The sequence below is a fragment of the Methanocaldococcus infernus ME genome (assembly GCF_000092305.1).
Classification (GTDB): domain Archaea; phylum AGJL01; class Methanococci; order Methanococcales; family Methanocaldococcaceae; genus Methanocaldococcus; species Methanocaldococcus infernus.
Window position 1 is genome coordinate 1288511 of the sequence record NC_014122.1, and the last position, 25919, is coordinate 1314429.

The 25919-nt window shown below is 32.8% G+C and carries 26 protein-coding genes and 2 tRNA genes; 17 read left to right on the plus strand and 11 right to left on the minus strand.

Going from position 1 to position 25919, the window contains the following annotated elements:
• The first annotated feature begins 11 nt into the window (after positions 1–11).
• The 3 genes from cca to METIN_RS07250 are packed head-to-tail and all read left to right on the plus strand — an operon-like array spanning position 12 to position 3864.
• The gene (gene cca, locus METIN_RS07240) at positions 12–1286 is read left to right on the plus strand and encodes a CCA tRNA nucleotidyltransferase (protein WP_013100825.1); all 1275 of its coding nucleotides are present in this window, start codon (positions 12–14) and stop codon (positions 1284–1286) included.
• Positions 1268–2689, plus strand: coding sequence for a DUF530 family protein (locus tag METIN_RS07245; protein WP_013100826.1), 1422 nt, complete (start codon positions 1268–1270; stop codon positions 2687–2689). Before cca ends, METIN_RS07245 begins: the two co-directional genes overlap by 19 nt.
• On the plus strand, positions 2686–3864 hold the full coding sequence (locus METIN_RS07250; RefSeq protein WP_048203473.1) for a TIGR00375 family protein: 1179 nt from the start codon (positions 2686–2688) through the stop codon (positions 3862–3864). Before METIN_RS07245 ends, METIN_RS07250 begins: the two co-directional genes overlap by 4 nt.
• Here METIN_RS07250 and METIN_RS07255 read toward each other — a convergent pair.
• The 5 genes from METIN_RS07255 to cfbB all read right to left on the minus strand — a co-directional run bounded on the left by METIN_RS07255 (position 3853) and on the right by cfbB (position 8820).
• Complete coding sequence (locus METIN_RS07255; protein WP_013100828.1) at positions 3853–4905, minus strand: bis-aminopropyl spermidine synthase family protein; 1053 nt, start codon at positions 4903–4905, stop codon at positions 3853–3855. The genes METIN_RS07250 and METIN_RS07255 overlap by 12 nt on opposite strands.
• On the minus strand, positions 4902–5378 hold the full coding sequence (locus METIN_RS07260) for a 6-carboxytetrahydropterin synthase QueD (RefSeq protein ID WP_013100829.1): 477 nt from the start codon (positions 5376–5378) through the stop codon (positions 4902–4904). The genes METIN_RS07255 and METIN_RS07260 overlap by 4 nt, the downstream gene beginning before the upstream one ends.
• The gene (hacB, locus tag METIN_RS07265; RefSeq protein ID WP_013100830.1) at positions 5362–5862 is read right to left on the minus strand and encodes a homoaconitase small subunit; all 501 of its coding nucleotides are present in this window, start codon (positions 5860–5862) and stop codon (positions 5362–5364) included. Before hacB ends, METIN_RS07260 begins: the two co-directional genes overlap by 17 nt.
• A gap of 11 nt (positions 5863–5873) precedes the next feature.
• The gene (locus METIN_RS07270) at positions 5874–6821 is read right to left on the minus strand and encodes a nucleoside recognition domain-containing protein (RefSeq protein WP_013100831.1); all 948 of its coding nucleotides are present in this window, start codon (positions 6819–6821) and stop codon (positions 5874–5876) included.
• A 688-nt stretch (positions 6822–7509) separates the two neighbouring features.
• Entirely contained in the window at positions 7510–8820 is a 1311-nt protein-coding gene (gene cfbB / locus METIN_RS07275) for a Ni-sirohydrochlorin a,c-diamide synthase (protein WP_013100832.1), read from the minus strand.
• Positions 8821–8846: 26 nt separating this feature from the next.
• Between cfbB and METIN_RS07280 the strand changes: the two genes are divergently transcribed.
• On the plus strand, positions 8847–9722 hold the full coding sequence (locus METIN_RS07280; RefSeq protein ID WP_013100833.1) for an MBL fold metallo-hydrolase: 876 nt from the start codon (positions 8847–8849) through the stop codon (positions 9720–9722).
• A gap of 54 nt (positions 9723–9776) precedes the next feature.
• On the opposite strand, the gene rpsJ is transcribed toward METIN_RS07280, so the two are convergent.
• The 4 genes from rpsJ to METIN_RS07300 all read right to left on the minus strand — a co-directional run bounded on the left by rpsJ (position 9777) and on the right by METIN_RS07300 (position 12161).
• Positions 9777–10082, minus strand: coding sequence for a 30S ribosomal protein S10 (rpsJ, locus tag METIN_RS07285; protein ID WP_013100834.1), 306 nt, complete (start codon positions 10080–10082; stop codon positions 9777–9779).
• 61 nt (positions 10083–10143) lie between these two features.
• On the minus strand, positions 10144–11430 hold the full coding sequence (gene tuf, locus METIN_RS07290) for a translation elongation factor EF-1 subunit alpha (protein ID WP_013100835.1): 1287 nt from the start codon (positions 11428–11430) through the stop codon (positions 10144–10146).
• Positions 11431–11520: 90 nt separating this feature from the next.
• Positions 11521–11605, minus strand: a tRNA-Ser gene (locus METIN_RS07295).
• Between the two features lie 67 nt (positions 11606–11672).
• Entirely contained in the window at positions 11673–12161 is a 489-nt protein-coding gene (locus tag METIN_RS07300; protein ID WP_013100836.1) for a 50S ribosomal protein L11, read from the minus strand.
• A gap of 167 nt (positions 12162–12328) precedes the next feature.
• On the opposite strand from METIN_RS07300, the gene METIN_RS07305 reads away from it, so the two are divergent.
• Genes METIN_RS07305 through METIN_RS07320 form a run of 4 tightly spaced genes read left to right on the plus strand, consistent with a single transcriptional unit; the run spans position 12329 to position 15755 of the window.
• On the plus strand, positions 12329–14161 hold the full coding sequence (locus METIN_RS07305) for a threonine--tRNA ligase (protein WP_013100837.1): 1833 nt from the start codon (positions 12329–12331) through the stop codon (positions 14159–14161).
• Positions 14162–14166: 5 nt separating this feature from the next.
• On the plus strand, positions 14167–14724 hold the full coding sequence (locus METIN_RS07310) for an RraA family protein (RefSeq protein ID WP_013100838.1): 558 nt from the start codon (positions 14167–14169) through the stop codon (positions 14722–14724).
• A gap of 12 nt (positions 14725–14736) precedes the next feature.
• Entirely contained in the window at positions 14737–15297 is a 561-nt protein-coding gene (locus METIN_RS07315) for a TIGR00267 family protein (RefSeq protein WP_013100839.1), read from the plus strand.
• Positions 15294–15755, plus strand: a complete 462-nt coding sequence (locus METIN_RS07320) for a DUF2115 domain-containing protein (RefSeq protein ID WP_013100840.1) — start codon at positions 15294–15296, stop codon at positions 15753–15755. Before METIN_RS07315 ends, METIN_RS07320 begins: the two co-directional genes overlap by 4 nt.
• Here the strand turns inward: METIN_RS07320 and METIN_RS07735 are convergent.
• Together METIN_RS07735 and pfdA are read right to left on the minus strand one after the other, a co-directional pair.
• Positions 15720–15887, minus strand: coding sequence for a hypothetical protein (locus tag METIN_RS07735; protein WP_013100841.1), 168 nt, complete (start codon positions 15885–15887; stop codon positions 15720–15722). The genes METIN_RS07320 and METIN_RS07735 overlap by 36 nt on opposite strands.
• The gene (gene pfdA, locus METIN_RS07325) at positions 15859–16272 is read right to left on the minus strand and encodes a prefoldin subunit alpha (RefSeq protein ID WP_013100842.1); all 414 of its coding nucleotides are present in this window, start codon (positions 16270–16272) and stop codon (positions 15859–15861) included. Before pfdA ends, METIN_RS07735 begins: the two co-directional genes overlap by 29 nt.
• Positions 16273–16424: 152 nt before the next feature.
• On the opposite strand from pfdA, the gene METIN_RS07330 reads away from it, so the two are divergent.
• The 9 genes from METIN_RS07330 to METIN_RS07370 all read left to right on the plus strand — a co-directional run bounded on the left by METIN_RS07330 (position 16425) and on the right by METIN_RS07370 (position 25770).
• A tRNA-Ala gene (locus METIN_RS07330) sits at positions 16425–16501 on the plus strand.
• Positions 16502–16622: 121 nt separating this feature from the next.
• Complete coding sequence (locus METIN_RS07335) at positions 16623–17696, plus strand: flavodoxin domain-containing protein (RefSeq protein ID WP_013100843.1); 1074 nt, start codon at positions 16623–16625, stop codon at positions 17694–17696.
• Positions 17697–17755: 59 nt separating this feature from the next.
• Positions 17756–18325 (plus strand): precorrin-2 dehydrogenase/sirohydrochlorin ferrochelatase family protein, encoded by a 570-nt coding sequence (locus METIN_RS07340; RefSeq protein WP_332247515.1) that lies wholly within the window; start codon positions 17756–17758, stop codon positions 18323–18325.
• On the plus strand, positions 18306–19415 hold the full coding sequence (gene hemA, locus METIN_RS07345; protein ID WP_048203632.1) for a glutamyl-tRNA reductase: 1110 nt from the start codon (positions 18306–18308) through the stop codon (positions 19413–19415). Before METIN_RS07340 ends, hemA begins: the two co-directional genes overlap by 20 nt.
• Positions 19416–19582: 167 nt before the next feature.
• Positions 19583–20770, plus strand: coding sequence for a redox-regulated ATPase YchF (locus tag METIN_RS07350; protein WP_198002862.1), 1188 nt, complete (start codon positions 19583–19585; stop codon positions 20768–20770).
• Positions 20767–21933: a glycosyltransferase family 4 protein gene (locus tag METIN_RS07355; RefSeq protein ID WP_013100847.1), complete on the plus strand. Its 1167-nt coding sequence runs from the start codon at positions 20767–20769 to the stop codon at positions 21931–21933. The genes METIN_RS07350 and METIN_RS07355 overlap by 4 nt, the downstream gene beginning before the upstream one ends.
• Before the next feature lie 5 nt (positions 21934–21938).
• Positions 21939–23474: a flippase gene (locus METIN_RS07360; protein WP_013100848.1), complete on the plus strand. Its 1536-nt coding sequence runs from the start codon at positions 21939–21941 to the stop codon at positions 23472–23474.
• Positions 23471–24796, plus strand: coding sequence for a UDP-glucose dehydrogenase family protein (locus METIN_RS07365; protein ID WP_013100849.1), 1326 nt, complete (start codon positions 23471–23473; stop codon positions 24794–24796). The genes METIN_RS07360 and METIN_RS07365 overlap by 4 nt, the downstream gene beginning before the upstream one ends.
• The gene (locus METIN_RS07370; protein WP_013100850.1) at positions 24793–25770 is read left to right on the plus strand and encodes an NAD-dependent epimerase/dehydratase family protein; all 978 of its coding nucleotides are present in this window, start codon (positions 24793–24795) and stop codon (positions 25768–25770) included. Before METIN_RS07365 ends, METIN_RS07370 begins: the two co-directional genes overlap by 4 nt.
• Positions 25771–25919: the final 149 nt, after the last annotated feature.

Here is a 25919-nt window from a genome sequence, read left to right on the forward strand (position 1 = left end):
GGTGAAGAGCTTTGAAATTTTTAAAAAAGATCTTGGAAGAAGTGAAACCATCAGAGGAAGAGGTTAGGGAGTTAAAGGAAGTTGCCAACAAGGTTATAGATAAAATTAAAGAGTTCTCTGACAACTCTGTTTTAGAGGTTTTACACCTTGGCTCATCTGCAAGGAACACAAATTTAAAGAATGACTTTGATATTGATATATTTGTTTTATTTGATAAATCCCTTTCAATTGAAGAGTTAGAGAGAAAGGGCTTAGAACTTGGAAAAAAAGCCTTAGAGAGCTTAGGAGGCTCTTATGTAATAAGCTATGCCTCCCATCCTTATGTTAAGGGAAAGCTTGGGAAGTATAATATAGATATAGTTCCATGCTATAAAATAGAGTTTGGAGAGAAGATTATATCAGCTGTTGATAGAACTCCACTACACCACAAATTTTTAGTTGAGAGGTTAAATGAAAAGCTGTGTGATGAAGTTAGACTATTAAAAGCTTTTTTAAAGAGCTTAAATATTTATGGCTCTGATGTAAAAACTAAGGGATTCTCTGGCTATCTCTGTGAGCTTCTAATTTTAAAATATGGCTCTTTTTTAAACCTCTTACAAGATGCTCAAAATTGGAGGTTAAGGAAAGTTATTATTTTAGATGACATCTATAAAATTTATGAGAATCCCAAATTTAAGGAGTTTGATGATCCTCTAATTGTCTATGATCCCACAGATTTAAATAGAAATGTAGCCTCTCCCCTTAGTAAAGAGAATTTTTGTAAATTTGTTTATTACTCATGGCTCTTTTTAAGTGAGCCTAAGGAAGAGTTTTTCTACAACTACCATAAGAGGTTAGAAGAAGAGCTTAATGAGAGAGAACATGGGTTCATTGTAAAATTGGAATTTCCAAAGGAAGAGGTTGATGATATTGTCTATCCTCAACTTGAAAAGTTAGAAAAAAGTATAAATAAGCATATTATAAAAAATGATTTTGTTCCAATAAGAAGTAAGTGCTACACCACTGATAACTATTGTTATATAGAGTGGGAATTTCTTGTTTATGAGCTTCCAAATGTTAAGGTTATTGAAGGTCCTCCAATTTTTGCCAAGGAGAGGGTTAAATCTTTCATAAGGAAGCATAAAAAGACTTTTGTTAAGGATTGTAAGCTCTGCTGTTATGAGGAGAGGAAGTATAAGAATGTCTTAGAGCTATTTAAAGATATTTTAAATAAGAAAGTTCCTATTGCAAAAACTAAGCATATTAGTTTAGAGAAAGGTAAATTGATATGGAGTCAAGTACAATAATAAAGAAGGTTAATGAATTCTTAGACTCTATAAAGAATATAAATAAAGAGATTGAAGAGGCTCTTAAGAAAAATAAAGTAGACAATATTATAAAAAAATTGAGGGAAAATTTAGAGATTTTACATGAATTTAAAGCTAAGATGGAATTTTTAGAATTTGACTCTCCTTATAAAAATATAGTTAAAATTAAAGCTGATTCAGAGAGTGCTCAAGAAATTTCCAACTTCTCAAGTTATTTGAGGAGAGTAGCCAATGAGAAAAAAGCCTCTCTGGAGAGGGTTAAGCATGCCTTAGCTTCTCATAAGATGGCTATAGCCCATCTAACTGATGACATTGGAAATAAAAAAATTGTTGTTCACTTGCCACTTGATGGCTCTTATAAGGAGAAGATATTTACACTCCCAACTTATTTAATAGCTCTCTACAAAGATTTCTTAGATGTGCTTGAGCCTAAAGGTAGAGGGGTTTTAACCTCTTACACCATATCCTTCATCTCATTTAAAGATGGGAAGAGAAGCTTTAATAGAGTTAAAGTAGAGGATCCAAACTATGAGAAGTACTTAAAGGAAAGATTTGGGAATGTGATAATTACAGGGATAAAGAAGAATTATTCAAAGAATAAGCTTATTGAAGACCAACATGTTAGGAAATGCTTAGCCATCTCATACATTTATGCTTACAAGGATGAGATAGAGGAAGAAATAGAGAGAAGGTTAAAAAATATTTTAAATGAGAAAGAGAGAAGAATTTTAAAGGAGTATTTGGAACTTTGTAAAGATTTTAAAGATGAGTGTGATGTCTTTGGTGGAATACTTGATGTTAGAGCCTTGGAAGAGAAGATGTTGAAAGAGCTTAATTTTAAAAAATTGTTGGAAGAGAGGGGCTTATATAAAGATGGAGAGCCAATAGAGGAGTTGAGAAAGGCTATAGAGGTTAAAGAAACAATTTCTAAGGAAGTTGGTAAAGACATAGTCCTTAGGAAGTTCTCAGAGGATATATTTAAATTTTATTTATATAAAAATCCTGATGAGAGGAGTAGATCTTCTCTTTTCCCTTCAATCATTACAACTCCTAACATAAGTTATTTAAATTGGCTAAAATTGGACATTGATGGAAAGAAAGTTTTAGATATTAAATTTAAGCTTGAGCCAGAGTTTCCTAAGTATAACTTATCAACTAAATACCTTGGTGGAGCTATTTTATACTTACTTTATGACTGGGACACTGTTGAAAGATATGGATTTAAAAGGAAGGATGTTGAAGACCTTTTAAAAAAGATGGCTTTAGTTGAGCCAATTAAGGAGATGCTTAAAGATAAAGTTGATATTAAAAAGTTGGAGAGATTTGGAAAGGTTAAGAAGAAAAAGACTAAGAAGTTCTTAGAAGCCCTTGGAGGTTTATAATGATTGATGTAGATTTACACATTCATTCAAAGTATTCAGGTGGAACATCAAAAGATATGAATGTAGAGAATATCTTAAAATATAGTAAGGTTAAGGGCTTAGATGTTGTTGGAACAGGAGATTGTTTAAATCCTAAGTATTTAGAGGAAATAAAGGAATTTAAAGATAGAGAGTTAGTTTTAACTGTAGAGGTTGAAGATAAAGATAGGGTTCATCATCTTCTTATAGTTCCCTCAATAAGTAAGGCTGAGGAGTTAAGAGAATCCTTTAAAAAATATTCAAAAAATATAGACACTGAGGGAAGGCCAAAGATAGAGCTTAGTGGAGAGGAAATCTTTGAAATTGCTAAAAGCTCTGGCTCATTAATTGGACCAGCTCATGCCTTCACACCTTGGACTTCTATATATAAAAGTTTCAATTCTATCTATGAGTGCTACAAAAATAAGCCAGACTTTGTAGAGCTTGGTTTATCAGCAGACACAGAGATGGCTGATAGTATAAGAGAGCTTAGAGACATTCCATTTTTAACCAACTCTGATGCCCACTCTTATTATCCTCATAGGTTGGGAAGAGAGTTTAATAGGGTTGAGATGACAGTTGGAAACATAGAGGAGAACTTTGAAGAGTTGAGGAAGGCTATAAAGCATAATAAAATTTATGCAAATATTGGAGTATTTCCAGAGCTTGGAAAGTATCATTTAACAGCCTGTTCAAAGTGCTACACAAAATTTAAAAAAGAAGATGCTGAGAGGTTTAATTGGAGATGCCCTGAGTGCAAGGGTTTGATAAAAAAAGGTGTCTTGGATAGGGTTAAAGAGTTGAGTGATGGGAAAATAGAGCATCCAAGCTTTAGACCTCCATACATAAAAATAATTCCTCTTTTAGAAATTATTTCCTTATCAACAGGAAAGGGAGTTTATTCAAAAACTGTTAATACTATTTGGAATAAATTTATAGAAAACTTTAAAAATGAGATCTCTATCTTGTTGGATATAGAGATTGAAGAGCTTAAGAATATAAATGAGAGAGTCGCCAAAACCATAGAGTTGTTTAGAAAAGGAGAGATCTATATTATCCCAGGTGGTGGAGGGAAGTATGGGGAAATTTCTTTCACACCAAAAGAGATAAACTATTACAAGGAGAAAGTAACCTTAGATAGATGGTTAAGTTGTTGAACTCTCAGCATCATTATATAGCTCACTTCCAACCTCAACCTCTTCCTCAAAGCCCTTACTACCTTTAAGTGTTTCTATTCTGAACATATAAGACTTATACCAAATATCTTTTGGCTTCTTCTTTATTGGAGCTAACTTCCAAGCCCTTGTTTCCTCTTCATAGCCCCAGTTTATATAGTGGTTGAAATCCTTTATTATGTCTGTGATGACAACATTAAAGTCATTTATTAAAATTCTTTGAATCTCTCTCCACTTGTCTAAAGAGCTTTCCCTCCTTGTAATTCCAAAATAGCCAGCTCTTCTTTCTCCTTTTAAGGCTGATATTCCCCTACCAATAAAGGTTTTTATTGCAAACACTGTTTCAGGAGGGTCAGTGATAAAGGTGTCAAAGCTTCTCTTATAACCCTCAGGAAGAGGCTTTCTTAAGTCTAAGGTTATAACCTCAATATTTTTAAATTTAAGTTCATCAGCAACCTCTTTTATAAAGTTCATTAACCTCTCATCAATATCTACAGCCACTATTCTCCTTGGCAAGTTGGAGAGCATTAAGGCTATTGATGTTAAGTCATCATCTCCTAAGACTAAAACATCTTTATTAAATAAGTCTCCTCTTGAATTCATTAAGGCTACTCTTGCAACAGTACATTCAGGAGTTACAAAGCCTTGGTCATATTCATGTTTTGGTAAGGGCCTATCTTTAGTTATCTCTTTAAACTTCTCCAATAACTCTTTATAATTCTTTAAAGATATCCCTCTACCTTCACAGCATTCACATACATTAATCTCCTTCTTCCCTATCCCATACTCTTTTATAAAGCTTAACCCCTTCTCAGTTAGCTTAATCTCATCTTCTATCTTAACTAACCCTTCCTTTTCTAAAACTCTTATGATGTCAGCAACCAATGGAAGAGGTTCTTCACTATACTCAACAATCTTCCAAAAATCTCCTGTTAGCAAAATAGAGGATAGAACATTCTCAATACTCTTCTCATACACAGGAATCTCTGAAACTTCTCTTACTTTCTCTAACAAGTCTTTCATTCTTTCACCACTTTTCTATATGTTGCTTTCTGTCCTAAACCTTCATTAACAGAGACTTCAATATATTCTAAATTGATGTGATCTTTAAGCCTGTTATAGAGTTCATCAGCTATATAGATAGCAAGGTCTTCAGCTGATGTTGATGGAATTGGAAGGAGTAAGATGTCATCAACAGGAATGAGATACTCTTTTTCTTTATATTTAAAATATACTTTATTGTCTCTAATCTCATAGTATAAGTCTTTATGAAACTTAGGGATTAGGAGTTTATGGTCCAACCTTTTACAGATTTCTTTAACAATCTTTTTAACAATTCTAAAATCACATAAAAAATTTCCCTTCTTTTCTCCAGAGAGTTCCACATCTACATAGTAGGAGTGTCCATGAATATAGCCACATGTTTCATGTCCAAATATAATATGTGCTGAGGAAAACTTTAAGTTTGAATATAAACCATCAAGCTTTATTCTCACTTTTAACCACCTTTTTAAAATAGTTAATTAAGCCACCAGCATCTAAGATTTCCTTCTCAACTCCCTTAGGAACTTTACACTCTATCTTAATCCCTTTGTTTATTACTCTTATCTCTTCCTTATTTAGGTCAATCTCTATTATGTCTCCTTCTTCAATCTCATCAGTGTTAGCTATGACAGGATAGAGAGCATTGTTTATAGCATTCCTATAAAAGATTCTTGCAAAGCTCTTGGCTACAACTACAGGAATGCCAAGATACTTTATAGCTAATACAGCCTGCTCTCTTGAGGAGCCACAGCCAAAGTTTTCTCCAGCTACTATAATGTCTCCTTCCTTAACCTTCTTAGAGAATTCTTTATCTAAGCCATACATACAGTATTTAGCATACTCCCTTGGATCCCTTGCTCTTAAGTAAGGACCAGGGATAATTAGATCTGTATCTATATCATCTCCAAACTTCCAAACTCTTCCTTTGATGATCAAGCTTTCCCCCTTCAGAAGAATTTTAGTAAGATAACTATATAGATGATGTCTAAGAATAAAGTTATTAGAGCATTAATAATAACTATCTTAGTTCCTAACCTTAAGCCAAATAGTGAGGTTTGTAGGGGAAGAGAGTGTCTAATATACTTACTTGAGAAACTTACTATATTCCCTATGATTAGCCCAATAATTATTTCCTTTGGAGTTAGCAAGTTATTCCTTAAAAATTCTCCAGCCATAACTATGGCTGCATTGACGTTAAGAGTTTCAGTTAAAGCCAAGATAGCAACATTAGGGCTTAAGTTTAAGAGGTTAGTTATTGGCTTAACAAGGTTGGCAAATGTATTAAAAAAGCCAACTTTTGATAAAAAGGTTACTAATGTAATCATTGAGAACATAATTATTCCTAATCTCTTACCAAACTTTAAGGTCTTTTTTAATGAATCTCTTAAATTCTTCTTTTTATCAATCTTTTCAAGTTTAAAATCTTTATTTTCTGAACTTGAAAACTTATAAAGTATGATAAAGCCAATCAAACTTTTAATTATTGAAGTTAATAATCTAATTAAGATAAAGATAACTCCAACAAAGCCAAGGATTGGGATAACCACAGGAATAAAGAAGGTTAAAAGATGAGAGAAAACTGAGGGAAAAGAGTTTAACAAAGAGGAGCCAATAACTTCAATCTCATTAACCTTTCCCTCTTTATAGCCAGTTGCTAAGATTGTGTAGCCAACAGTTGGGCTTAGAAAGCAAGTTAGGAATGAGTATGTTGAGACTTGGTTTATATTTACTCTTTTTAGGAGAGGGGATAGTAGCTTAGAAATATTTGAGAGGATCCCTAAGTTTATTAGAAAGTTTATGATAAAGATAGTTGGTAAAATAATAGCTAATAATTTTATTGTGTAAATTCCTGAAATTTTTAAACTTTCTAATAGCTCAGCTATCATAACTATCATGCTAAAAACTTTTTGATGGGGTTTTTATATTTATTGGTTTTTAGGTTTTATCTTGTTTAAAGTTTTTGTTTTTAGGTTTTTGTTGTTTTTAGATGATTTTGTTGGTTTTTATTTGGTTTTTGGTTGGTTTCGGAGGGTAGCTTAATGTTATTAATTTAAATATTCGGTTTTTGTGAATTATTGGGATTTTTTAGTTTTTTAGGTTATTTATTTTTAGAATTTTGTTTTCCCTTTGGAAATTTCGTTTTTAGTTTAAAGGTTTGATTTTATTTTAGTATTAAGGAAAATAAGAATTTTTACCAAACTTCGGATCTTTTTAAATAAATGGAAGAACCTAACCTTCATCCAGTTGATTAGGGATAAAGCTTATATACTATAAGAGCGAATGTTATAAACACGCAAAATTTTGCCTTGTAAAATAACGCCCCTAAGGGGATGGAAACGATAGTTATTATGGGATTGCTAAAAATATGGTATCGTAAAATAACGCCCCTAAGGGGATGGAAACTGCGGGGCTAAACAAAGAAAAAGGGGGGTTGAGAATGGTAAAATAACGCCCCTAAGGGGATGGAAACTATTTTTCAAGGTTGTTTAAAACCTCTTCAATTTCCTGTAAAATAACGCCCCTAAGGGGATGGAAACTTAAGAGATAGAAACGAAAAAATATATCCAAAAAACAGTTAGTGAATCAAAAATCATAATTCACCATACATGAAGCAAAATAGGGATTGGCTACAGCATGATTGTGAAAATAGGAGCCTAAAACTTTACCATTACATAAACCATCTAAATTATTTATAATTCCCTTTCCTCTTAAAATTTTAATTAAAAGTTTTCCCTTAACATCAACTAACTTAGAGTAATGGAACTCATGGCCCTTAACTACTTTATCTTTTTTCCCTATTAAGCAATCTTCTTTAAATTTAGCTATAACATAGCTTAATCCTTGAACTTCCCTTGTCATTATGGCTTTACAGTCCAAGAGGGAAGCCATAGGGTAGTTATCAATAGATTTAGATAGATACATTAAGCCCCCACACTCTCCATATATGTAACCATCAAATTCCCTTAAACTCTCCAACAGTTCTTTATTCCTACTTAATCTCTCTTTAAAAAGCTCTGGATAGCCTCCACCTATGTAGAGAAGGTCAACATCAGGAACTTCTTTATCATGTAAAGGAGAGAAAAACTTTATCTTAGCTCCATTCTCTTTTAAGGCATCAAAGTTGTCCCAGTAATAAAAGTTGAAGGCTTCATCATAAGCCACTCCAACCTTTTTATAGCTCTTTTCAACCTCCCAAAGGTAAACCTTGTCAACCTCTTCAAAGTCATAGTCAGAAATCTCTAAGATCTTGGAGAGATCAAGATAGCTCTCTATAACTTCCCCCCACTTCTCTATTTTCTCAGATAAATCTTTTTCTGCAGTTGGCACTAAGCCTAAGTGTCTGCTCTCAGTATTTAATAGAGAGGTTCTTGGAATGAAGCCAAGAATTTCAACCTCAGGGAGATAGTAAGAGAAAGCCTCTTTAAGCTTTTTTATATGCTTCTCTCCTCTCACTTGGTTAAAAATAACTCCTCTAATATTTATGTTATCAAAGCTTAAAAATCCTTTAACAATGGCTACAGCACTTCTTGTTATACTCTTAGCATTTACAATTAAAATAACTGGACAACCTAAGATCTTAGCTATACTTGCTGAGCTTCCAACATCAGAGGTTGGAGAAAAGCCTTCATATAAGCCCCTAACCCCCTCAATAATATTAATTTCTTTAGCATTCTTTTGGAATAGATATTTTATTTGTTCTTCATTCATGAAGAAAGAGTCTAAGTTTCTTCCAGGGTTCCCTGTTGCCATGTAGTGATAAGATGGATCTATATAATCAGGGCCAACCTTAAATCCTTGAACATCATACTTTTTAGATAGAGCTTTCATAATTCCTGTGGTTATTACTGTCTTCCCTACTTCACTTGACACTCCTGAGATGAGAACAGCTTTCATACTAAAACCCTCTTTTAGGTGAGAACTTGAAAGTGATTCCAATAGCTTCAGAAAGTTTAGGAGTTAGATCACTCTCCACTTTTATAAAAACTAAGGATATAGCCTTAGTTATAGATCCAGGCTTAGCCTTGGCTCCAGATAGATACAAGTTAGAGCCAGCAGAGATAGAGTTTGAAACACTACATAAGCTTAGAGAAGAGCTAAATAAGTATTGTGAAAAAGCCAATATCTTGGTTATCTCTCATTATCATTATGATCACTATACTCCATTTTTTGATGATAAATATTTAGAGTCTAAAAACTATGCCTCCAAAATATATAGAGATAAGATCTTACTTATAAAGCATCCTACTGAACACATAAACCAAAGTCAAATGAATAGAGCTAAGGAATTTTTAGAGAATGTCAAAGACTTAGCCAAGAAAATAGAGTTTGCTGACAATAAAGAGTTTGTATTTGGAGATACAAGAATTAAGATCTCAAAGCCTTTCCCTCATGGGAAGGATGATAAATTAGGATATGTGATAATAACAATAGTTGATGATGGAAATTTTAAAGTGATGCATACTTCAGACACTCAAGGGATATTATTTGATGAGATTAAAGATTTAATAATAAGGGAGAATCCTAACCTCCTAATTGTTGGGGGGCCTCCAACATATATGATGTACAGATATGGGAAAAAATCTTTAGAGCTAACAAATAAGAACCTTGATGAAATTAGGAAAAAGATAGATGGAACTATTATTATAGACCATCACTTAGTTAGAGACAAGAAATTTAAGGAGAAGATAAATATTGACTTTATAACCATGGCTGAATACTTAGGGAAAAAGAACATGCCTTTAGAAGCTTATAGAAAAGAGCTTCATAAAGGAATGAAAATAGAAGAGTTATTTTAGTTGCAATCCTCATTAAGTCAGATTGCAACTTTTTTAAGGCTTTTGAGATTTTATTTATTTAAAAATCATCTCAATCTGAACATTGTCAGGAATCTTTATTCTTGTTATGTGCCTTAAAGCTCTGTCATCAGCATCAATCTCTATTAACCTCTTGTGAATCTTCAAGTACCATCTGTCAAAGGTTGATGAACCCTCCCCATCTGGACTTCTCCTTGTTGTAACCCTTAAGATCTTTGTTGGTAATGGGATTGGTCCTGACATATCCACTCCTGTCTTCTCAGCTATCTCCTTTATTTGCCTACATATTTCATCTAAGACTACATGATCAGTACTTGACAACTTTATCCTTACTCTCTTCATACTCTCACCTTTAGATTTAAATTTAAAAATTTAGAAAAATATTAAAAAAAGAAAAAAGGATTTATTTGTTCTTAGGCTTGACATCTATAGCCATTCCAGCAGCTATAGTCATACCCATATCTCTGATAGCGAATCTTCCTAATTGTGGAATCTCTCTAACGTTTTCTATAACCATTGGCTTAGTTGGTTTTATTCTAACGATTGCAGCGTCTCCAGTCTTTAAGAACTGTGGATTCTCTTCAATAACTTGTCCAGTTCTTGGGTCTAATTTCTTTAATAACTCAACGAATGTACAGGCAACTTGTGCAGTGTGTGCGTGGAAGACTGGTGTGTAACCAACGGTTATAGCTGTTGGGTGTTGTAAGATAACGATCTGTGCTGTAAATTCATCAGCAACTGTTGGTGGGTTGTCTGGATGTCCACAGACGTCTCCTCTCTTAATGTCTTTCTTACTAACTCCTCTAACGTTAAATCCTATGTTGTCTCCAGGCTCTGCTTGTGGAATTTGCTCGTGGTGCATCTCTATGGACTTAACTTCTCCACTAACTCCTGCAGGTTCAAAGACAACCTTATCTCCAGGTCTTAAGATTCCAGTTTCAACTCTACCAACTGGGACAGTACCGACTCCAGTGATTGAGTAAACGTCTTGTATTGGGATTCTTAATGGTAAATTAACTGGTTTTTCTGGTGGTTGGAACTTGTCAATAGCTTCAACTAATGTTGGACCCTTGTACCATGGCATGTTTTCTGATCTCTTAACGACGTTGTCTCCTTTTAATGAAGCGGTTGGGATAAAGTCTATCTGATCTGGGTTGTAACCTAATATCTTTAATAACTGCTCAGATAACATTTTTTTCATTTTTTCGTATTCTTCTTGGCTGTAATTGACAGTATCCATTTTGTTTATACAAACTGCTATTTGCTTAATTCCTAATGTTCTTGCTAAGAACATGTGCTCTCTTGTTTGTGGCTGGATTCCTGTCTTAGCGTCGTTAACATCAACGACTAAGATAGCTGCATCAGCCTGAGAAGCCCCTGTAATCATGTTTTTAATGAAGTCTTTGTGTCCTGGACAATCCACGATAGTAACTTCATACTTCTTAGTTTCGAACTTCTTGTGAGCAACGTCTATAGTAACTCCTCTTTCTCTCTCTTCTTTTAACTTATCCATAACATAGGCAAACTCGAATCCTGCCTTACCTCTCTCCTGAGCTTCTCTTTTTAATTTTTCTAACTCTTGTGGGTCGATAGCTCCACTGTCATATAATAATCTTCCGACGGTTGTTGACTTTCCAGCATCAACGTGTCCAATGAATGCTACGTTTAAAACTGGTTTTTGCTTAGCCATATTATCACCTTAATTTCACATTTTTAGAAATTTTTTGTTAAATTATTGTTATAATGGGTTTATAATCTTTATGGTTTATAAACTTAATGACGCGGGGGCCGGGATTTGAACCCGGGTAGGGCTATGCCCAACGGGATTAGCAGTCCCGCGCCGTACCAGGCTGGGCCACCCCCGCATAAAAAGGGTTATTATAGGAAAATTATTATGTGGGAATGATAATAAATTTATGGAGTATATATACTTTACTCTTCCTTAAAGTAGTCATCATAAACTCCTTCATCAATCTCCTTCTGAACAACCTTAGGATCTTTTCCTTCTACAGTAACCCCCATGGAAACACAGGTTCCTAAAACCTCCTTAGCAGCATTTTTTAAAGTGTAGGAGAGCATAGCATCCTTTTTAATCTTAGCTATTTTTATGACTTGATCCATACTTAAGTTACCAACAACCTCATGCTTTGGCTCATGAGCTCCTTTTTCTATTCCTAACTCTTTTTTAATTAAAGCTGATGTTGGAGGAATTCCAACCTCAATTTCAAAACTTCTTGTTTCAGTATCAACTATAACCTTAACAGGAACCTGCATTCCAGCATAGTCCTTAGTTTTCTCATTAATAGCTTTAACAACCTGCATAACATTAACTCCCAATGGACCAATGGCTGGCCCCAATGGTGGCCCAGCTGTTGCCTGTCCTCCAGTAACTAAAACTTCAACCACTTCCTTTTTCCCCATGTTTCCACCAAATTAATAATTTTAAAAATTTTTGGCTTATACTAATTTTAGGTGTTATTATATATATTTTACTACCCATTGATTAAGTTAATTTCATTACTATAGCTAAAGTATAAAAATTTAGTTTAAAATTTAATAATTAAATTTTTAGTTAAGAAGGGGAAAACATGAGAATGTTGTTAATACACTCTGACTACTTAGAATTTGAAGCCAAGGAAAAAACAAAGATAGCTGAAGATACTGAAAATTTAAAGGGCAAGCTTGAGGAATGTTTAGTTTCTTTTATAGCTGTAGAGAGAGAGGATGAAAGTAATGTTAAAGGAATTATTGATAAAGCTGTTGAAGAAATAAAGAAAGTGGCTGAGAAGTTAAAGGTTAAGAATATTGTTATCTACCCCTATGCTCATCTCTCTTCTAACCTATCTTCTCCAGAAACTGCTTTAGAGGTTTTAAAAGGAATTGAGAAAGAGCTTAAAAAAGAGTTTAATGTCCTAAGAGCTCCATTTGGTTGGTATAAGGCTTTTAAGTTAAGTTGTAAAGGACATCCACTAAGTGAGTTATCAAGGAAGATAGTCCCAGAGGAAGAGAAGAAGGAGAAGGAAGAGGTTGAATCAGAGTTTTACTTAATAAAGGATGGAGAACTTATAAAAATTGATAAAGATAACTTGAAGGTTATTGAAAACAAGTATCTTAGACAGTTGGCAAAGTATGAGTTAGGAATAAGAGAGAGCTTAGAAAAGGAGCCTAAGCATGTGAAGTTAATCAAAGAAAAAGAAATTTGTAGTAATGAAGAAGCTTCAGATCTTGGACACTTTAGATGGTATCCTAAGGGTAAGTTGATTAGGGATTTAATAGCTGACTATGTCTATTACTTAGTTCTCTCACATGGAGCTATGCCAGTGGAAACTCCTGTGATGTATGACTTAAACAATAAGGCTATTAAGGAACATGCTGACAAGTTTGGAGAGAGACAGTATAGGTTTAGAATGGGTAATAAAGAGTTGATGTTAAGATTTGCAGCCTGTTTTGGACAGTTTATGATAAAAAAGGATATGTATTTGTTACCTAAGTATCTTCCTTTAAAGTTGTATGAGCTCTCAACCTACAGTTTTAGATATGAGCAAAGTGGAGAGCTTGTAGGTTTAAAGAGATTGAGAGCCTTTACAATGCCTGATATGCATACAGTTTGCTTAAACTTAGAGCAAGCTATGGAAGAGTTTGAAAAACAGTTCTGGATGTGTCTAAAAACTGGAGAAGATTTAGAGTTAGACTACTATGTTATCTTTAGATTCACCAAGGATTTCTTTGAAGAGCATAAAGATTGGTTCCTAAGGATGGCTAAGGAGTATAAGGAGAGGTATAATAAAGATTTGCTCTTAGAAATTCTTCCTAAGAGAAAGCACTACTGGGTTGGAAAGGTAGATATTGCTGTCATAGACAGCTTGGGAAGGCCTATAGAGAACCCAACAGTACAGATAGATGTTGAAAGTAGTAAGAGATTTGATATTAAAGTTCATGCTGATAAAGAGATTTATCCTATTATTCTACACTGCTCTCCAACAGGCTCAATTGAGAGGGTTATCTGTGCCCTCTTAGAGAGAGATATGGAACTTCCCTACTTCCCAATCTGGCTCTCTCCTATTCAAGTTAGGGTTATCTCAGTCTCAGAGAAGTATAATGAGTATGCTGAAAATATAGTTAAAGAGCTAATAAAGAATAATATTAGAGCTGACTTAGATGATAGAGACTTAAGAGTTGGTAAGAAGATAAGAGAGGCTGGGAAGGATTGGGTTCCTTATGTTGTTGTGGTTGGAGAGGAAGAGGTTAAGGGTAACAAATTAACTGTAACCATAAGGGAGAAGTCAACTTTAAAAGAGCCATACAAGGTTAAGATGAGCTTAGAAGAGCTTATAAAAGAGGTTAAGGAGAAGTGTAAAGATAAGCCATTTAGGCCTCTTCCATTACCTTATAAAGTTTCCTTACAACCAAAGTTTAACTGATAGCTATGTCTGTCCCTAACTTTTGTGATGCTGGGGCTAAGCCAATAAGAGGGGTTAAGCCAATATACTGTGAAAAATTTGTTATTGGAGAGGCTGTTACAGTTAAAGCTGATGATGAAGACTGGGGGACGGTGGTTAAAGCTATTGATTATGCCAGAGGAAAGATAATAGTTGCTGAGATCTCTGGAGAAGAGAGAGCTGTCTGGGGTGGCTTAGCTTCCCTAAATGCTAAAATTTTTGGGGTTAAGGGAGTTGTAATTTATGGTTATGTTAGGGATGTTGAAGACATTATAAGATTAAAATTTCCTGTCTTTGCCAAGGGAATTTTACCAAATGCTGGAAAGCCAATAGGAAGGGGTAAGATAAATGAGCCTATAAAGTTAGATGATATAGAGATAAAGCCAGGGGATTACATAGTTATGGATAAGAATGGAGTAGCCTATATAAAGAGGGAAGAGCTGGAGAATATAAAGGAGAGGGTAAAGAAAATTAAAGAGAAGGAAAAGAATATAAGGGAGAAAATACTTAGAGGAAAAAGTTTAGCTGAAATTTTAAACTTGTAGAGGGGTAGAGAAGTGAATATAAAAAAGATATTAAAGTATGTTGAAAATGGTAGTGCCATTAGATACATAGTTAGAGGATTAATTGATGGCTCTCTCTCAACCCTTGGGGTAGTGATTGGAGCAAGTGGCTCAGCTGATCCAACCATTATAATCTCAGCTGGCTTAGGTGGAGGCTTAGCCAATGGTCTCTCCAATATCTTAGGAGCCTTTACAGCTGAAAAAGCTTCTTTAGAGAGAGATAGGATAAACATGGAAAAGAAACTTTTAAAGAAATCTGGCTACTTGAAAAATTCTATTATTTATAAAAGAGCTATCAGAGAAACTATGATCTGTGGAGTTGTTGATGGAGTCTCTACAACCTTAGGCTCAGCTCTTCCAGTAATTCCTTTCTTTTTCTTTGATGTCCATACAGCTCTATACATGGCTATAGGGATAACAATTATTATATTATTTATCTTAGGAGCCTTCATAGGAGTGATATCAAGAGCTAATATAGTTACTTCAGGTATTAAAATGGTTATTGGAGCTCTATTAGTTTCAATTTTATGCTTTGCCATAGAGAAGATATTATGAAAGCTACTGAGCTATTAAAGAAGTTAAAAGAGGAGGCTAAGAACTTTAGCATCTATGACATAGCTAAGGTTAGAGCCTTCTTAGAGAGGGATGCCAAATATCTACCAAAAAACTATAGAGAGAAGTATGTAAATAAGATGTTAGAACATTTTTTAAAAAGCTTAAAAGAGGTTAAGGAATATAAGTTAAAGGAAGACTATGAAATAGATGAGAAAAAGCTTAAAGCTCTCTTAGATAGGATTGAGAATAGTGGCTATGATGAAACCTTTATAAGACTCTCAAAAATAGTCTGTCCCTTCTTAGTATTTATAGCTAAAAAACCAATTCATCCCTTAGATTTAGAATTCCCAGGAGGTCTAAAAATTATTAAAAAAGGAGATAAATATTATTGTCCAGTTAAGGAGAAGCAGAAGAATCAGTTCTCACTCTGCCCCTTCTGTATTTGCCAACCTCTCTAAGTATTTTATAGCCTCTTCCTTACTAACTTCTACCCAAAGCCCAGACATCTCAATAAAAATTTTTCTATTTTCAGGAAGAGATTTTATAAATTCTAAGGTCTCTTTAATCTTTCTTCTCCTCTCCTCCTTCATTTTCCTCCTCTTCCTTCTCCTCTTTCTCCTTGCTAATTAACTCTTCTATTTTAGCATAAAGCTCAGCTATAGCTTGCTCTAAAACTAATCTAAAGGCTAATAACTTTTGGATTTCATTCTCTATATACTTTAGAGCCTCTTCATATTCAAGCTCAGCAGAGATATTTTGCCCTATGGAAACTACAACCTTATCCATCTTCTCCAACTTCATCTCAACTTGAGCTATTGATCCTACTGGAACTAAGACAACCTTACCCTCTCCAAGTTCTTTTAAGCTTTTTAATGTAGCTAAAGACTGTCTTAATGTAGCTACTAAAGAATCTAATCTTGTTATCTCAGCCCTTAACCCCTCTATTTGGGAAACATATGCTCTTATTGTGTCCATCTGTTCTCACCTCATGTTATTTTCTTCTTATTTTATTTGTTACTTTGAAGTTCTATATAAACCTTTTTATTTTATTATTTTAAATATAAAAATAAATTTTGAGTAAAATTTTTATAAAACCTTTGCAATTAAATATCTTGCCTATTTTGAGTGGGCTGGTAGCTCAGCCTGGGAGAGCGCCGCATTGGCTGTGCGGAGGCCGCGGGTTCAAATCCCGCCCAGTCCACCATTTTTTTCCTCATAATTTTTTCTTTAAGTTTTAATTTTATTTACCTAATAATCTATAGATTTAAATTAATAAATAACAGGGTTTAAATTCTTTCTGAGCCATATTATAATTTTGTGAAACTATGGTTAGCTTGGAAAGAAAAAAGGAGATTTGTTGGGAGGTTAATAGATATAAAGCCTTAGGAATAACAAAGAGCTGTTTAAATAACTCTTATATAATCAAAGATAAAGAGAAGATTATCTTTGACCCTATAGCTGTTAAAGATGAGAAAGCTGATTACATTGTTATTACAAACTTTTTAGAGCTTGAGCATATAAAATTAAGTAAAGAAAATAAATATATTGTTACAAAGTTTGGGAAAGAAGTTATTGAAAATTTTGGAGAATATGATTACTTAGTTATAGGCTATGGTGATGAATTTAACATAGGGGAAACTAACTTAAAATTTTACTGCACTGACTTTTATATAACCTCTTACTGGTTAGAGAAAGATATTCTACTTTCAGGAGAGCTCTTTAGCCAATATGAAGTTATTGGAAGCTCTGATACTAAGGAAGATTTTAGGAAGTTGATGGAAGAGTTGAAAGAGCATTATGCCAATATTTTACTTCCTCATAGGGAAGATATCTTAAAACTATTGGAAGATTTTAAAAACTTGGAAATTAAGAAAATTTTGCCTTCTCATGGAGTTTGTTGGGAGAAATATATAGAGAATGTTTTCTTTGAATATAAATTTTGGAGCTTAGGAAATTATAGGGAGAGGGCTGTTATTGTCTTCATCTCCCTATATCAGGCTACTGAACTTATAGCCAAGGCTCTTAAAGAAGGGTTAGAAGAAGAGGTTGAGGTCAGAGTTCATAGGTTAAACTTCTCTAAGGTAACTGAGGTTATGAGAGATCTGTTAGATGCTAAATATTTATTGGTGGGATCTCCAACAATTAATAATGATATTCACCCAAAGGTTAAGTTTTTCTTGGATTATATGAAAAAGTTAAATCCAAGTAGTAATAAAATAGCTGTTCCCTTTGGCTCTTATGGATTTGAGAGTGCTCATTATAGGTTAATTGACTTACTAAGTGAACTTGAATTTAAGGTAGTTTATGATGACATCTTATTCACTAAATTTATCCCTGATAAAAGTAGGTTGGAAAAGATTAAGGAGTTTGCTAAGAAACTTTTAACTCTTGATCCTTAAAAGGGTGATCCTCTATTTATTTACCAACCCTCTTATCCTTTAAAAATAAAAAAGTAGCTATTTTTGGCTGTGGGAATGTTGGGAAAAGGAGAGCTAAAAAGCTATTAAATGCTGGGGCTGAGGTTCATATCTATTCAAAAGACTTTGATGAGAGATTATTAAACTATGGGAATGTAAAATTTTTTAAGATTGATCTCTCTAAGGTTGGTGAAGAAGAGTTAAAAAATATTATAAAAAATTATGACTTTATAGTAACAGCTGTCAATGAAGAAATAAATAAGAAGATTAGTGAGATAGCCATAAAATTAAATAAATTTGTAAATTCTTCAACTGAAGAGCTTAACTTTATCATTCCAGCCTGTGTAGTTAAAGAGGATATAATTTTTTCCATCTACACAGGAGGGAAAAGCCCCATATTAGCAAGAGAGATTAGGAAGATGGTTGAAAAATATATAGATAAAGGAGAGATAGAATTTATAGGAGCATTTAGAAAATTTTTAAAAGATAAAGTTAAGGATAGTAAAAAAAGGAGAGAAATTTTGGAGAAGCTATTTACCAATGAAAGATTTCAAGAAGAGCTTTTAAGATTGATAGAAAAGTGGGAAGATGATAACAATACTGAAGGCTGATCATAAGAAGTATAGAGTTGATGAGTTAGAAAAGCTAAGAGTAGATGAGGAAGAGTTCTATAAAAACTTTGATAACTCTATTTTACTACAAACTTGTAATAGAGTTGAGATGATCTTTTTTAACCATGATTTAGAAGAAATTAAAAGAAAGGTTAAAAATTTTGACAAATTTGATATTTTAATTGATGATGAAGCTATCATTCACCTATTTAGATTAGCCTCTGGCTTAGAGTCTATGATTGTTGGGGAGTTTCAAATTTTAGGACAGTTGAAGAATAGTTATTTAAAAGCTAAAAACTTGGGAAAAATTAAGAGTAAAGAATTTGAGAAAATTATTTTAAAAGCTATTCATGTAGGACAGAGGGTTAGATTGGAAACAGATATTGGAAAGGGTTCAGTGTCTATAGCCTCTGCTGCTGTTGAGTTGGTTGAGAAACTTACAGGTTTGGAGGGAAAGAATTTATTGCTAATTGGAGCTGGAGAGATGGGGACTTTAGTGGCTAAGGCATTAAAGGAGAAAAAAATTAAGGCTATTATTGTAGCCAATAGAACCTATGAGAAAGCTGAGAGCTTAGCTAAAGAGCTTGGTGGAATAGCTATAAAGTTTGATAAGCTTAAAGAAGCTTTAAAATATGCAGATATTGTTATAAGTGCCACTTCAGCTCCTCATCCTATCTTAACAAAGGAGAGAGTTAGAGATATAGGGGAAACAATTATAATAGATATTGCAAATCCAAGGGATACTACAGATGATATAAGAGAGCTAAGTTATATAAAGCTCTTCACTATAGATGATTTAAGAATTGTGGCTGAGGAAAATTTAAAGAAGAGAGAGAAAGAGATTCCAAAGGTTGAGGAAATTATTAAAGAGGAGTTCAAAGTTTTAAAAGAGAAGTTGGAAGATTTAAAAGTTGAGGAAGAGATTAAAGAGTTCTGTAAAGTTTTGGAAGAGATTAGGGAAAGAGAGGTTAAAAAAGCTATTGATATATTTAAAAATAAAAATATAAGCTTTGAGGAAGTGTTAGAAAACTTTTCTAAGGCTCTATGTAAAAGGGTGATCTGTGAAGTCAAGAGATTTTATAAGAATTAAAAAAGTGTGCCTACCTTTGGAAAACCTTAAAGCTTCATAGAAGCCCAGAAGGGCTACTCAGCCAGGCCGCCTTGTAGGTAGGCTATTCTTAAGGGGACATCATCCTCTAAGTGTCAGTCCCCTTAATATAAAAATTACTTAATTTAGCTATAAAAATTTTACTGGTGATACTCTTGATTGGTTTAGTGGGAAAGCCAAATGTTGGAAAGTCAACATTCTTCAATGCCTTAACAGAGAAAGAGGTTGATATTGGAAACTATCCTTTCACAACCATAGAGCCAAATAAGGGAATAGGGTTTATAACCTCAGAGTGTCCATGTAAGGAGTTAAATTTAAAGTGTAATCCAAGAAATTCTAAGTGTATAGATGGGATAAGATATATTCCTGTTGAAGTGGTTGATGTTGCTGGGCTTGTCCCAGGAGCTTATGAAGGTAGAGGAATGGGAAACAAATTCTTAGATGATTTAAGACAGGCTGATGCTTTTATCTTGGTTGTAGATGCCTCTGGAAGAACAGATAAAGAGGGGAATATTGGAGAAGGGGATCCTGTTGAAGATGTTAAATTCCTCTTGGAAGAGTTAGACATGTGGATCTATAAAATTCTATCAAAAAATTGGGATAAGTTGTTAAGGAGAGCCCAGCAGGAGAAGAATATAGTTAAGTTATTAAAGGATCAGTTGAGTGGCTTAAATATTAGTGAGGAAGATATTAAAATGGCTATAAGAGACTTTGATGAAAGCTTAATGAAGTGGAAAGAAGAGGATTTATTGGAATTAGCTAAAAGGTTAAGGAAGATATCTAAGCCTTTTATTATAGCTGCTAATAAAGCAGATCTTCCAGAGGCTGAGGAAAATATAAAGAGGTTAAAGAGAGAATTTAAAGACTATCTTGTAATTCCAACCTCTGCAGAGATTGAGTTAGCATTAAAAAGAGCTGAGAAGTCTGGGATTATAAAGAGAGTATTTGATAGAGAAAAAGAAGATTTTATTATCTTGGATGAGAGTAAGTTAAGCCCTCAGATGAAGAGAGCTTTAGACTATATAAAGGAGTTCTTAGATAAATATGGAAGTACTGGAGTTCAGAAGTGTTTAAATGAAGCTTACTTTAATTTATTAAACTCTATAGTAGTTTATCCTGTTGAGGATGAAAATAAATTCTCTGATAAGGAAGGGAATGTCTTACCAGATGCTTTCTTAATGAGAAAGGGAGATACAGCAAGAGACTTAGCCTATAAGATACATACTGATTTAGGAGAGAGATTTTTATATGCCATAGATGCAAGGAAAAAGATTAGGTTAGGAGCAGACTATGAGTTGAAGCATAATGATATAATAAAAATTGTTGCTGTAAGATGAAAAGGATGAAGAAGATAATTATTTTCCCTGGCTACTATATTCCTCACATTGGTGGATTGGAAACACATGTAGATGAGTTTGTTAAACACTTATCTAAAGATGAAAATTTTGAAATCTATGTCTTTGCTCCAAATATTCCAGAGGCTGAAGAGTTTGAGATTAGATATAATAAGGTTAAGGTTTATAGATATCCAGCATTTGAAATTATTCCTAACTATCCAGTTCCTAACATCTTTAACCTTAAATTTTGGAAGATGTTTCTTAATCTATATAAAATAGATTTTGATATTGTCATGACAAGAACAAGGTTTTTTTCAAACACCTTACTTGGCTTTATCTTTGCAAAGCTGAGACTAAAGAGGAAGAAGTTAATTCATGTAGAACATGGCAGTGCCTTTGTTAAGGTGGAGAACAAGTTGGTTAATAAGATAGCTTATCTATATGATATGGTTATAGGAAGGCTCATTTTTAATAAGGCTGATTATGTTATAGCCATCTCTGAGGCTGTTAGAGAGTTTATTAAAAATTTTACTGATAGGGAAGTTCCAGTTATTTATAGGGGGCTTGAGATAGAAGAAATTGAGAAAATTAAGGAAGATGAAGAAATAAAAGAAAGATTTAAAGATAAAATAAAGCTTTGCTTTGTTGGCAGGCTTTACAAGTGGAAAGGAGTTGAAAATATTATTAAAGCTTATAAGTTATTTCCTAAAGAGCTTAGGGAAAAGGTAGTTTTAATAATAGTTGGCTATGGAGAAGATTTGGAAAGGTTAAAGAGGCTTTCTGGGGAATATTTAAATAATGGAATCTACTTTTTAGGAAAACAGCCTTTTGAGAGAGCCATAGCCATAATAAAATCTTGTGATATTTATATTCATTCCTCTTACCCTGGTGGAGGTTTATCAAGCTCTTTACTTCAAGCTATGGCTTGTGGAAAAGCTATAGTTGCAAGTCCTCATGAAGGGGCTAAGGAAGTTATTGTTAATGGAGTTAATGGAATTCTTTTAAAGGATAACACTCCAGAAAGCTTAAAAGAGGGAATAGTTTATTTAATTGAGAATAGAGATAAGTGGGATCTCTTTGGAGAGAATTGTAAGAAACTTATAAGGGAAAAGTTTAGTTGGGATAAAAATATTGAGAGATATAAAAATATTTTAGGTAGGTGAAGTTATTGAGTTATAAAGAGAGGGTTGTTAAAGGTATTACTTGGAATTTTTTACTTCTGATGTTATCCGCTCCTATTGGTTATCTAGTTAGGGTTCTTTATGCTAATGAGCTTCCTAAGTTGGATGTTGGTTTATTCTATGCTGTTTTGGATTTTTGTTGTATGGTAGCTATTTTTAAAGACTTAGGTTTAAGTGCAGCTTTAGTAAGATTTATTCCTAAGTTTTTACATGAGAAAAGAAAAGATTTGATTAAGTCAACTATAATAAGTGTAGGCCTCTTACAAACTTCCATATCTTTAATAATAACTTTAATAATTATTATTATAGCCCCAATTATTGCTGAGTATTATATAAACAATAGAGGTCAATTTACAGGACATTTAGACTTTGTTGTTAATGTTTTAATTATTTTAAGTATTGGTTATTGGTTTCAGAGTATTATGGATGTTATTTCAAGGAGTATATTAGGATTTCAAAATCAGAAATATTATGGAACTATAAGTTTTGTTAGAGTCTCTTTAATTTTATTATTTTCTTTAATTTTTATATTTTTATTTAATATTCACAATGCATTATCTCCCACTTATGCCTACACAATAACTCCAATAGTTTTAATAATTATATATGGACATATATTTATAAAAAAAATATTTCCTAACTTTTTTAGAGAGAAATTAATTTTTTCTAAAAGTTTAGTTAAGGATCTATTTTCTTATGGACTTCCTTTAATGTTTGGTAGTGCCAGTGGCTTAATTTTAGGCTACTTAGATGGAATTTGTCTAACTTACTTTACAGGCCTAAATGCTGTTGCTGATTATAGGAATGTAGCTATGCCTACAACCTTAGTTTTATCTTATTTAGCTTCGGCAATACATTCTGTTCTCTTTCCAATGAGTTCTGAACTTTGGGAAAAGGGGTATAAAAGGTATATAAAGTTAGCACTTGAAAAAATAAGCTTATACACTTTTATTATCATTTTACCAATGGGTATATTAACAGCATATTTTTCAGAAATAATAGTAAAATTATTTTTTAATCTTCAATATTTGTCTGCAGTTCCAGCTATGAGAATTTTAAGTTTTGGAATAATTTTTATGAGTTTAAATAGAGTAGGATTTACAATTCTAAATGGAATAGGGAAATCTTTTTTGTCTATTAAAATATTATATATTGGAGCTTTTTTCAATTTAATATTTAATATTTTATTAATCCCTAAGTTTGGAACAATTGGGGCTTCAATAGCAACAACTCTTAGCTATTTTTTAATGTGGTTTCTATTAGTTAAGTTTATATATAAATTCTTAGATGTAAATTATAAAAAATTAATAAAAAATTTTGTTGTTATAATTATAATAGGCACTTTAAGTTTAATTCTGCTAATTTTAATAATGAAATTTTTAAATAATGTTAATATACTACTAAAACTTATATTTGGAATAATTATTTATGTTATTATTTATTTAGCAGGGATTTTATTATTAAAAATTATTGATTTCGACGAAATTCTAGAAATTCTAAATAAATTGAGGAGATTTAAATGAAAATCTCAGTAATAGGGACAGGTTATGTTGGCTTAATTCAAGCTGTTGGTTTAGCAGAGTTAGGATTTGAGGTTGTTGGGGTAGATATAGATAGTAGTAAAGTTAAATTATTAAATAAAGGAGAATGTCCTCTATATGAAGAAGGTTTAGAGAGTCTCTTAAAAAAACATGTAAATAAAAATTTAACTTTCACAACTTCTTATGAGCCAATAAAAGATTCTGATGTTATCTTTGTATGTGTTGGGACCCCTCAAGATAAAGATGGAAATGCTGATCTTAGATATCTAATTTCAGCAATAAAAAAAATTAAAGAGACTATTGACAAAGATAAATATAAAGTTGTAGTTATAAAGTCAACTGTACCAGTGGGAACAAATAGGAAGGTTAAAGAACTTTTAAAAGGCTACAATGTTGATGTTGTCTCAAATCCAGAGTTTTTAAGGGAAGGCTTAGCTGTCAAGGACTTTTTTGAGCCTGATAGGATAGTTTTAGGGTTTGAAAATTTAGAGAATAAGAAACCAATTGAAATTATGGAGAAGGTTTATGAATATTTTAAGAGTAAAGGAGTTCCTCTTATTATTACAGATTGGGAAACCTCTGAGCTAATAAAGTATGCTTCAAATGCCTTCTTGGCTACAAAGATCTCATTTATAAATGAGCTGGCAAAGTTAGCTGACAAGGTTGGAGCTGACATAAAGGTTATAAGTAAAGCTATGGGCTTAGATCCAAGGATAGGAGACAAATTTTTAAATGCTGGGATTGGCTATGGAGGGAGTTGTTTTCCGAAAGATGTAAATGCTTTAATATATCAATTTATTGATAATAATGTTGAACCCCTGTTAATAAAAGCAACAAAAGAAGTTAATGAGAGGCAAATTATTTGGTTCTTCAACAAAATAAAAAGCTACTACAAAAACCTAAATGGAAAAACTTTTGCCATCTTAGGGTTGGCTTTTAAGCCAAACACTGATGATCTAAGGGAAAGTAGAGCCATAAAGTTAATAGACATGCTCTTAAAGGAAGGAGCCATTGTTAAAGGCTTTGACTATGTTGATAAGGCAAGAGAAAATACAAGAAATTTATATAAGTTAAAACTATGGAGAGATTATGGCTACAACATCTTTATCTTAGATGATCTATATGAGACTGTTAAAGATGTTGATGGAATAATAATAGCTACTGAATACAACTTTAATAAGGAAGATTGGGAAAAAATTTCTAAGTTAGTTAAAGAAAAAGTTATCTTTGATGGAAGGAATGTTTTAGAGCCTGAAAAGGTTAAGAAGTTAGGATTTAAATACTTTGGGGTAGGTAGAAGATGAAATATAAAACTATTTTAGTTACTGGAAGTGCTGGATTTATAGGCTTTCATCTAAGTAAATATTTATTGGAAAATTATGATGTTAATGTTATAGGAATAGACAATTTAAATAACTATTATAATCCTCTACTAAAAGAGAAGAGAAATGAGATCTTAAAAAGCTATGAGGATTACAGCTTTATAAAATTGGATTTCTCAGATTGGGATACATTATTTAAAAGTTTAAAAGATAAAGAAATTGACTTAATTGTTCATCTTGGGGCTCAGGCAGGAGTTAGATACTCTCTAAGAAATCCCTGGGCTTATATAAGGAGTAATGATATGGGAACTCTAAACATCTTTGAGCTTGCAAGAAGGTTAGATATTGAGAAAGTTGTTTATGCTTCTTCCTCTTCAGTATATGGAGGGAATAAAAAAGTTCCTTTTTCTGAGGAGGATAGGGTTGATAAGCCAATCTCTCTTTATGCTGCTACAAAGAGAGCTAATGAGTTGATGGCCTATACTTATCATCATCTATATGGAATTAAGATGATTGGGCTAAGATTTTTTACAGTCTATGGTGAGTATGGAAGGCCAGATATGGCATTTTGGAAGTTTGCTAAGAACATTTTATTAGAGAAGCCAATAGAAGTTTATAACTATGGAAAGATGGAGAGAGACTTTACTTACATCTCTGATGTGGTAGATGGAATAATAAAGAGTATTGAGAAAGATTTTGACTATGAAATTTTTAACTTGGGTAATGATAATCCTGTTAATTTAGAGTATGCCATCTCTTTAATGGAGAAATACTTAGGGAAGAAAGCTATTAAAGATTATAAACCTATACAGCCAGGAGATGTTGAAAGAACCTGGGCTGACTTAAGAAAGAGTAGAGAACTTTTAGGTTATGATCCTAAGGTTAAGATAGAGGAAGGTTTGAAAAGATTTTGTTGGTGGTTTTTGGAGAATAAAGATTGGACTTTAAAGATTTAGATTTAAAAATTTAAGATATAGAGCTTTTTAGTGGTGGTACCTCATGAGTAATAACATAAAAATTTGTGTTGTTGGCTTAGGATATGTTGGCTTACCTTTAGCATTAGTTAAAATTTATGGGACAAATTAGCTTTATTTAATGAGTTTTC

What these genes read in the sequence shown, in the direction of transcription:
- METIN_RS07245 (WP_013100826.1), top strand. Translation starts at nt 1,268, where the DNA reads ATGGAGTCAAGTACAATAATAAAGAAGGTTAATGAATTCTTAGACTCT.
- METIN_RS07255 (WP_013100828.1), bottom strand. Translation starts at nt 4,905, where the DNA reads ATGAAAGACTTGTTAGAGAAAGTAAGAGAAGTTTCAGAGATTCCTGTG.
- METIN_RS07270 (WP_013100831.1), bottom strand. Translation starts at nt 6,821, where the DNA reads ATGATAGTTATGATAGCTGAGCTATTAGAAAGTTTAAAAATTTCAGGA.
- cfbB (WP_013100832.1), bottom strand. Translation starts at nt 8,820, where the DNA reads ATGAAAGCTGTTCTCATCTCAGGAGTGTCAAGTGAAGTAGGGAAGACA.
- rpsJ (WP_013100834.1), bottom strand. Translation starts at nt 10,082, where the DNA reads ATGAAGAGAGTAAGGATAAAGTTGTCAAGTACTGATCATGTAGTCTTA.
- tuf (WP_013100835.1), bottom strand. Translation starts at nt 11,430, where the DNA reads ATGGCTAAGCAAAAACCAGTTTTAAACGTAGCATTCATTGGACACGTT.
- METIN_RS07300 (WP_013100836.1), bottom strand. Translation starts at nt 12,161, where the DNA reads ATGGGGAAAAAGGAAGTGGTTGAAGTTTTAGTTACTGGAGGACAGGCA.
- METIN_RS07305 (WP_013100837.1), top strand. Translation starts at nt 12,329, where the DNA reads ATGAGAATGTTGTTAATACACTCTGACTACTTAGAATTTGAAGCCAAG.
- METIN_RS07310 (WP_013100838.1), top strand. Translation starts at nt 14,167, where the DNA reads ATGTCTGTCCCTAACTTTTGTGATGCTGGGGCTAAGCCAATAAGAGGG.
- METIN_RS07320 (WP_013100840.1), top strand. Translation starts at nt 15,294, where the DNA reads ATGAAAGCTACTGAGCTATTAAAGAAGTTAAAAGAGGAGGCTAAGAAC.
- METIN_RS07735 (WP_013100841.1), bottom strand. Translation starts at nt 15,887, where the DNA reads ATGAAGGAGGAGAGGAGAAGAAAGATTAAAGAGACCTTAGAATTTATA.
- pfdA (WP_013100842.1), bottom strand. Translation starts at nt 16,272, where the DNA reads ATGGACACAATAAGAGCATATGTTTCCCAAATAGAGGGGTTAAGGGCT.
- METIN_RS07335 (WP_013100843.1), top strand. Translation starts at nt 16,623, where the DNA reads ATGGTTAGCTTGGAAAGAAAAAAGGAGATTTGTTGGGAGGTTAATAGA.
- METIN_RS07355 (WP_013100847.1), top strand. Translation starts at nt 20,767, where the DNA reads ATGAAAAGGATGAAGAAGATAATTATTTTCCCTGGCTACTATATTCCT.
- METIN_RS07365 (WP_013100849.1), top strand. Translation starts at nt 23,471, where the DNA reads ATGAAAATCTCAGTAATAGGGACAGGTTATGTTGGCTTAATTCAAGCT.
- METIN_RS07370 (WP_013100850.1), top strand. Translation starts at nt 24,793, where the DNA reads ATGAAATATAAAACTATTTTAGTTACTGGAAGTGCTGGATTTATAGGC.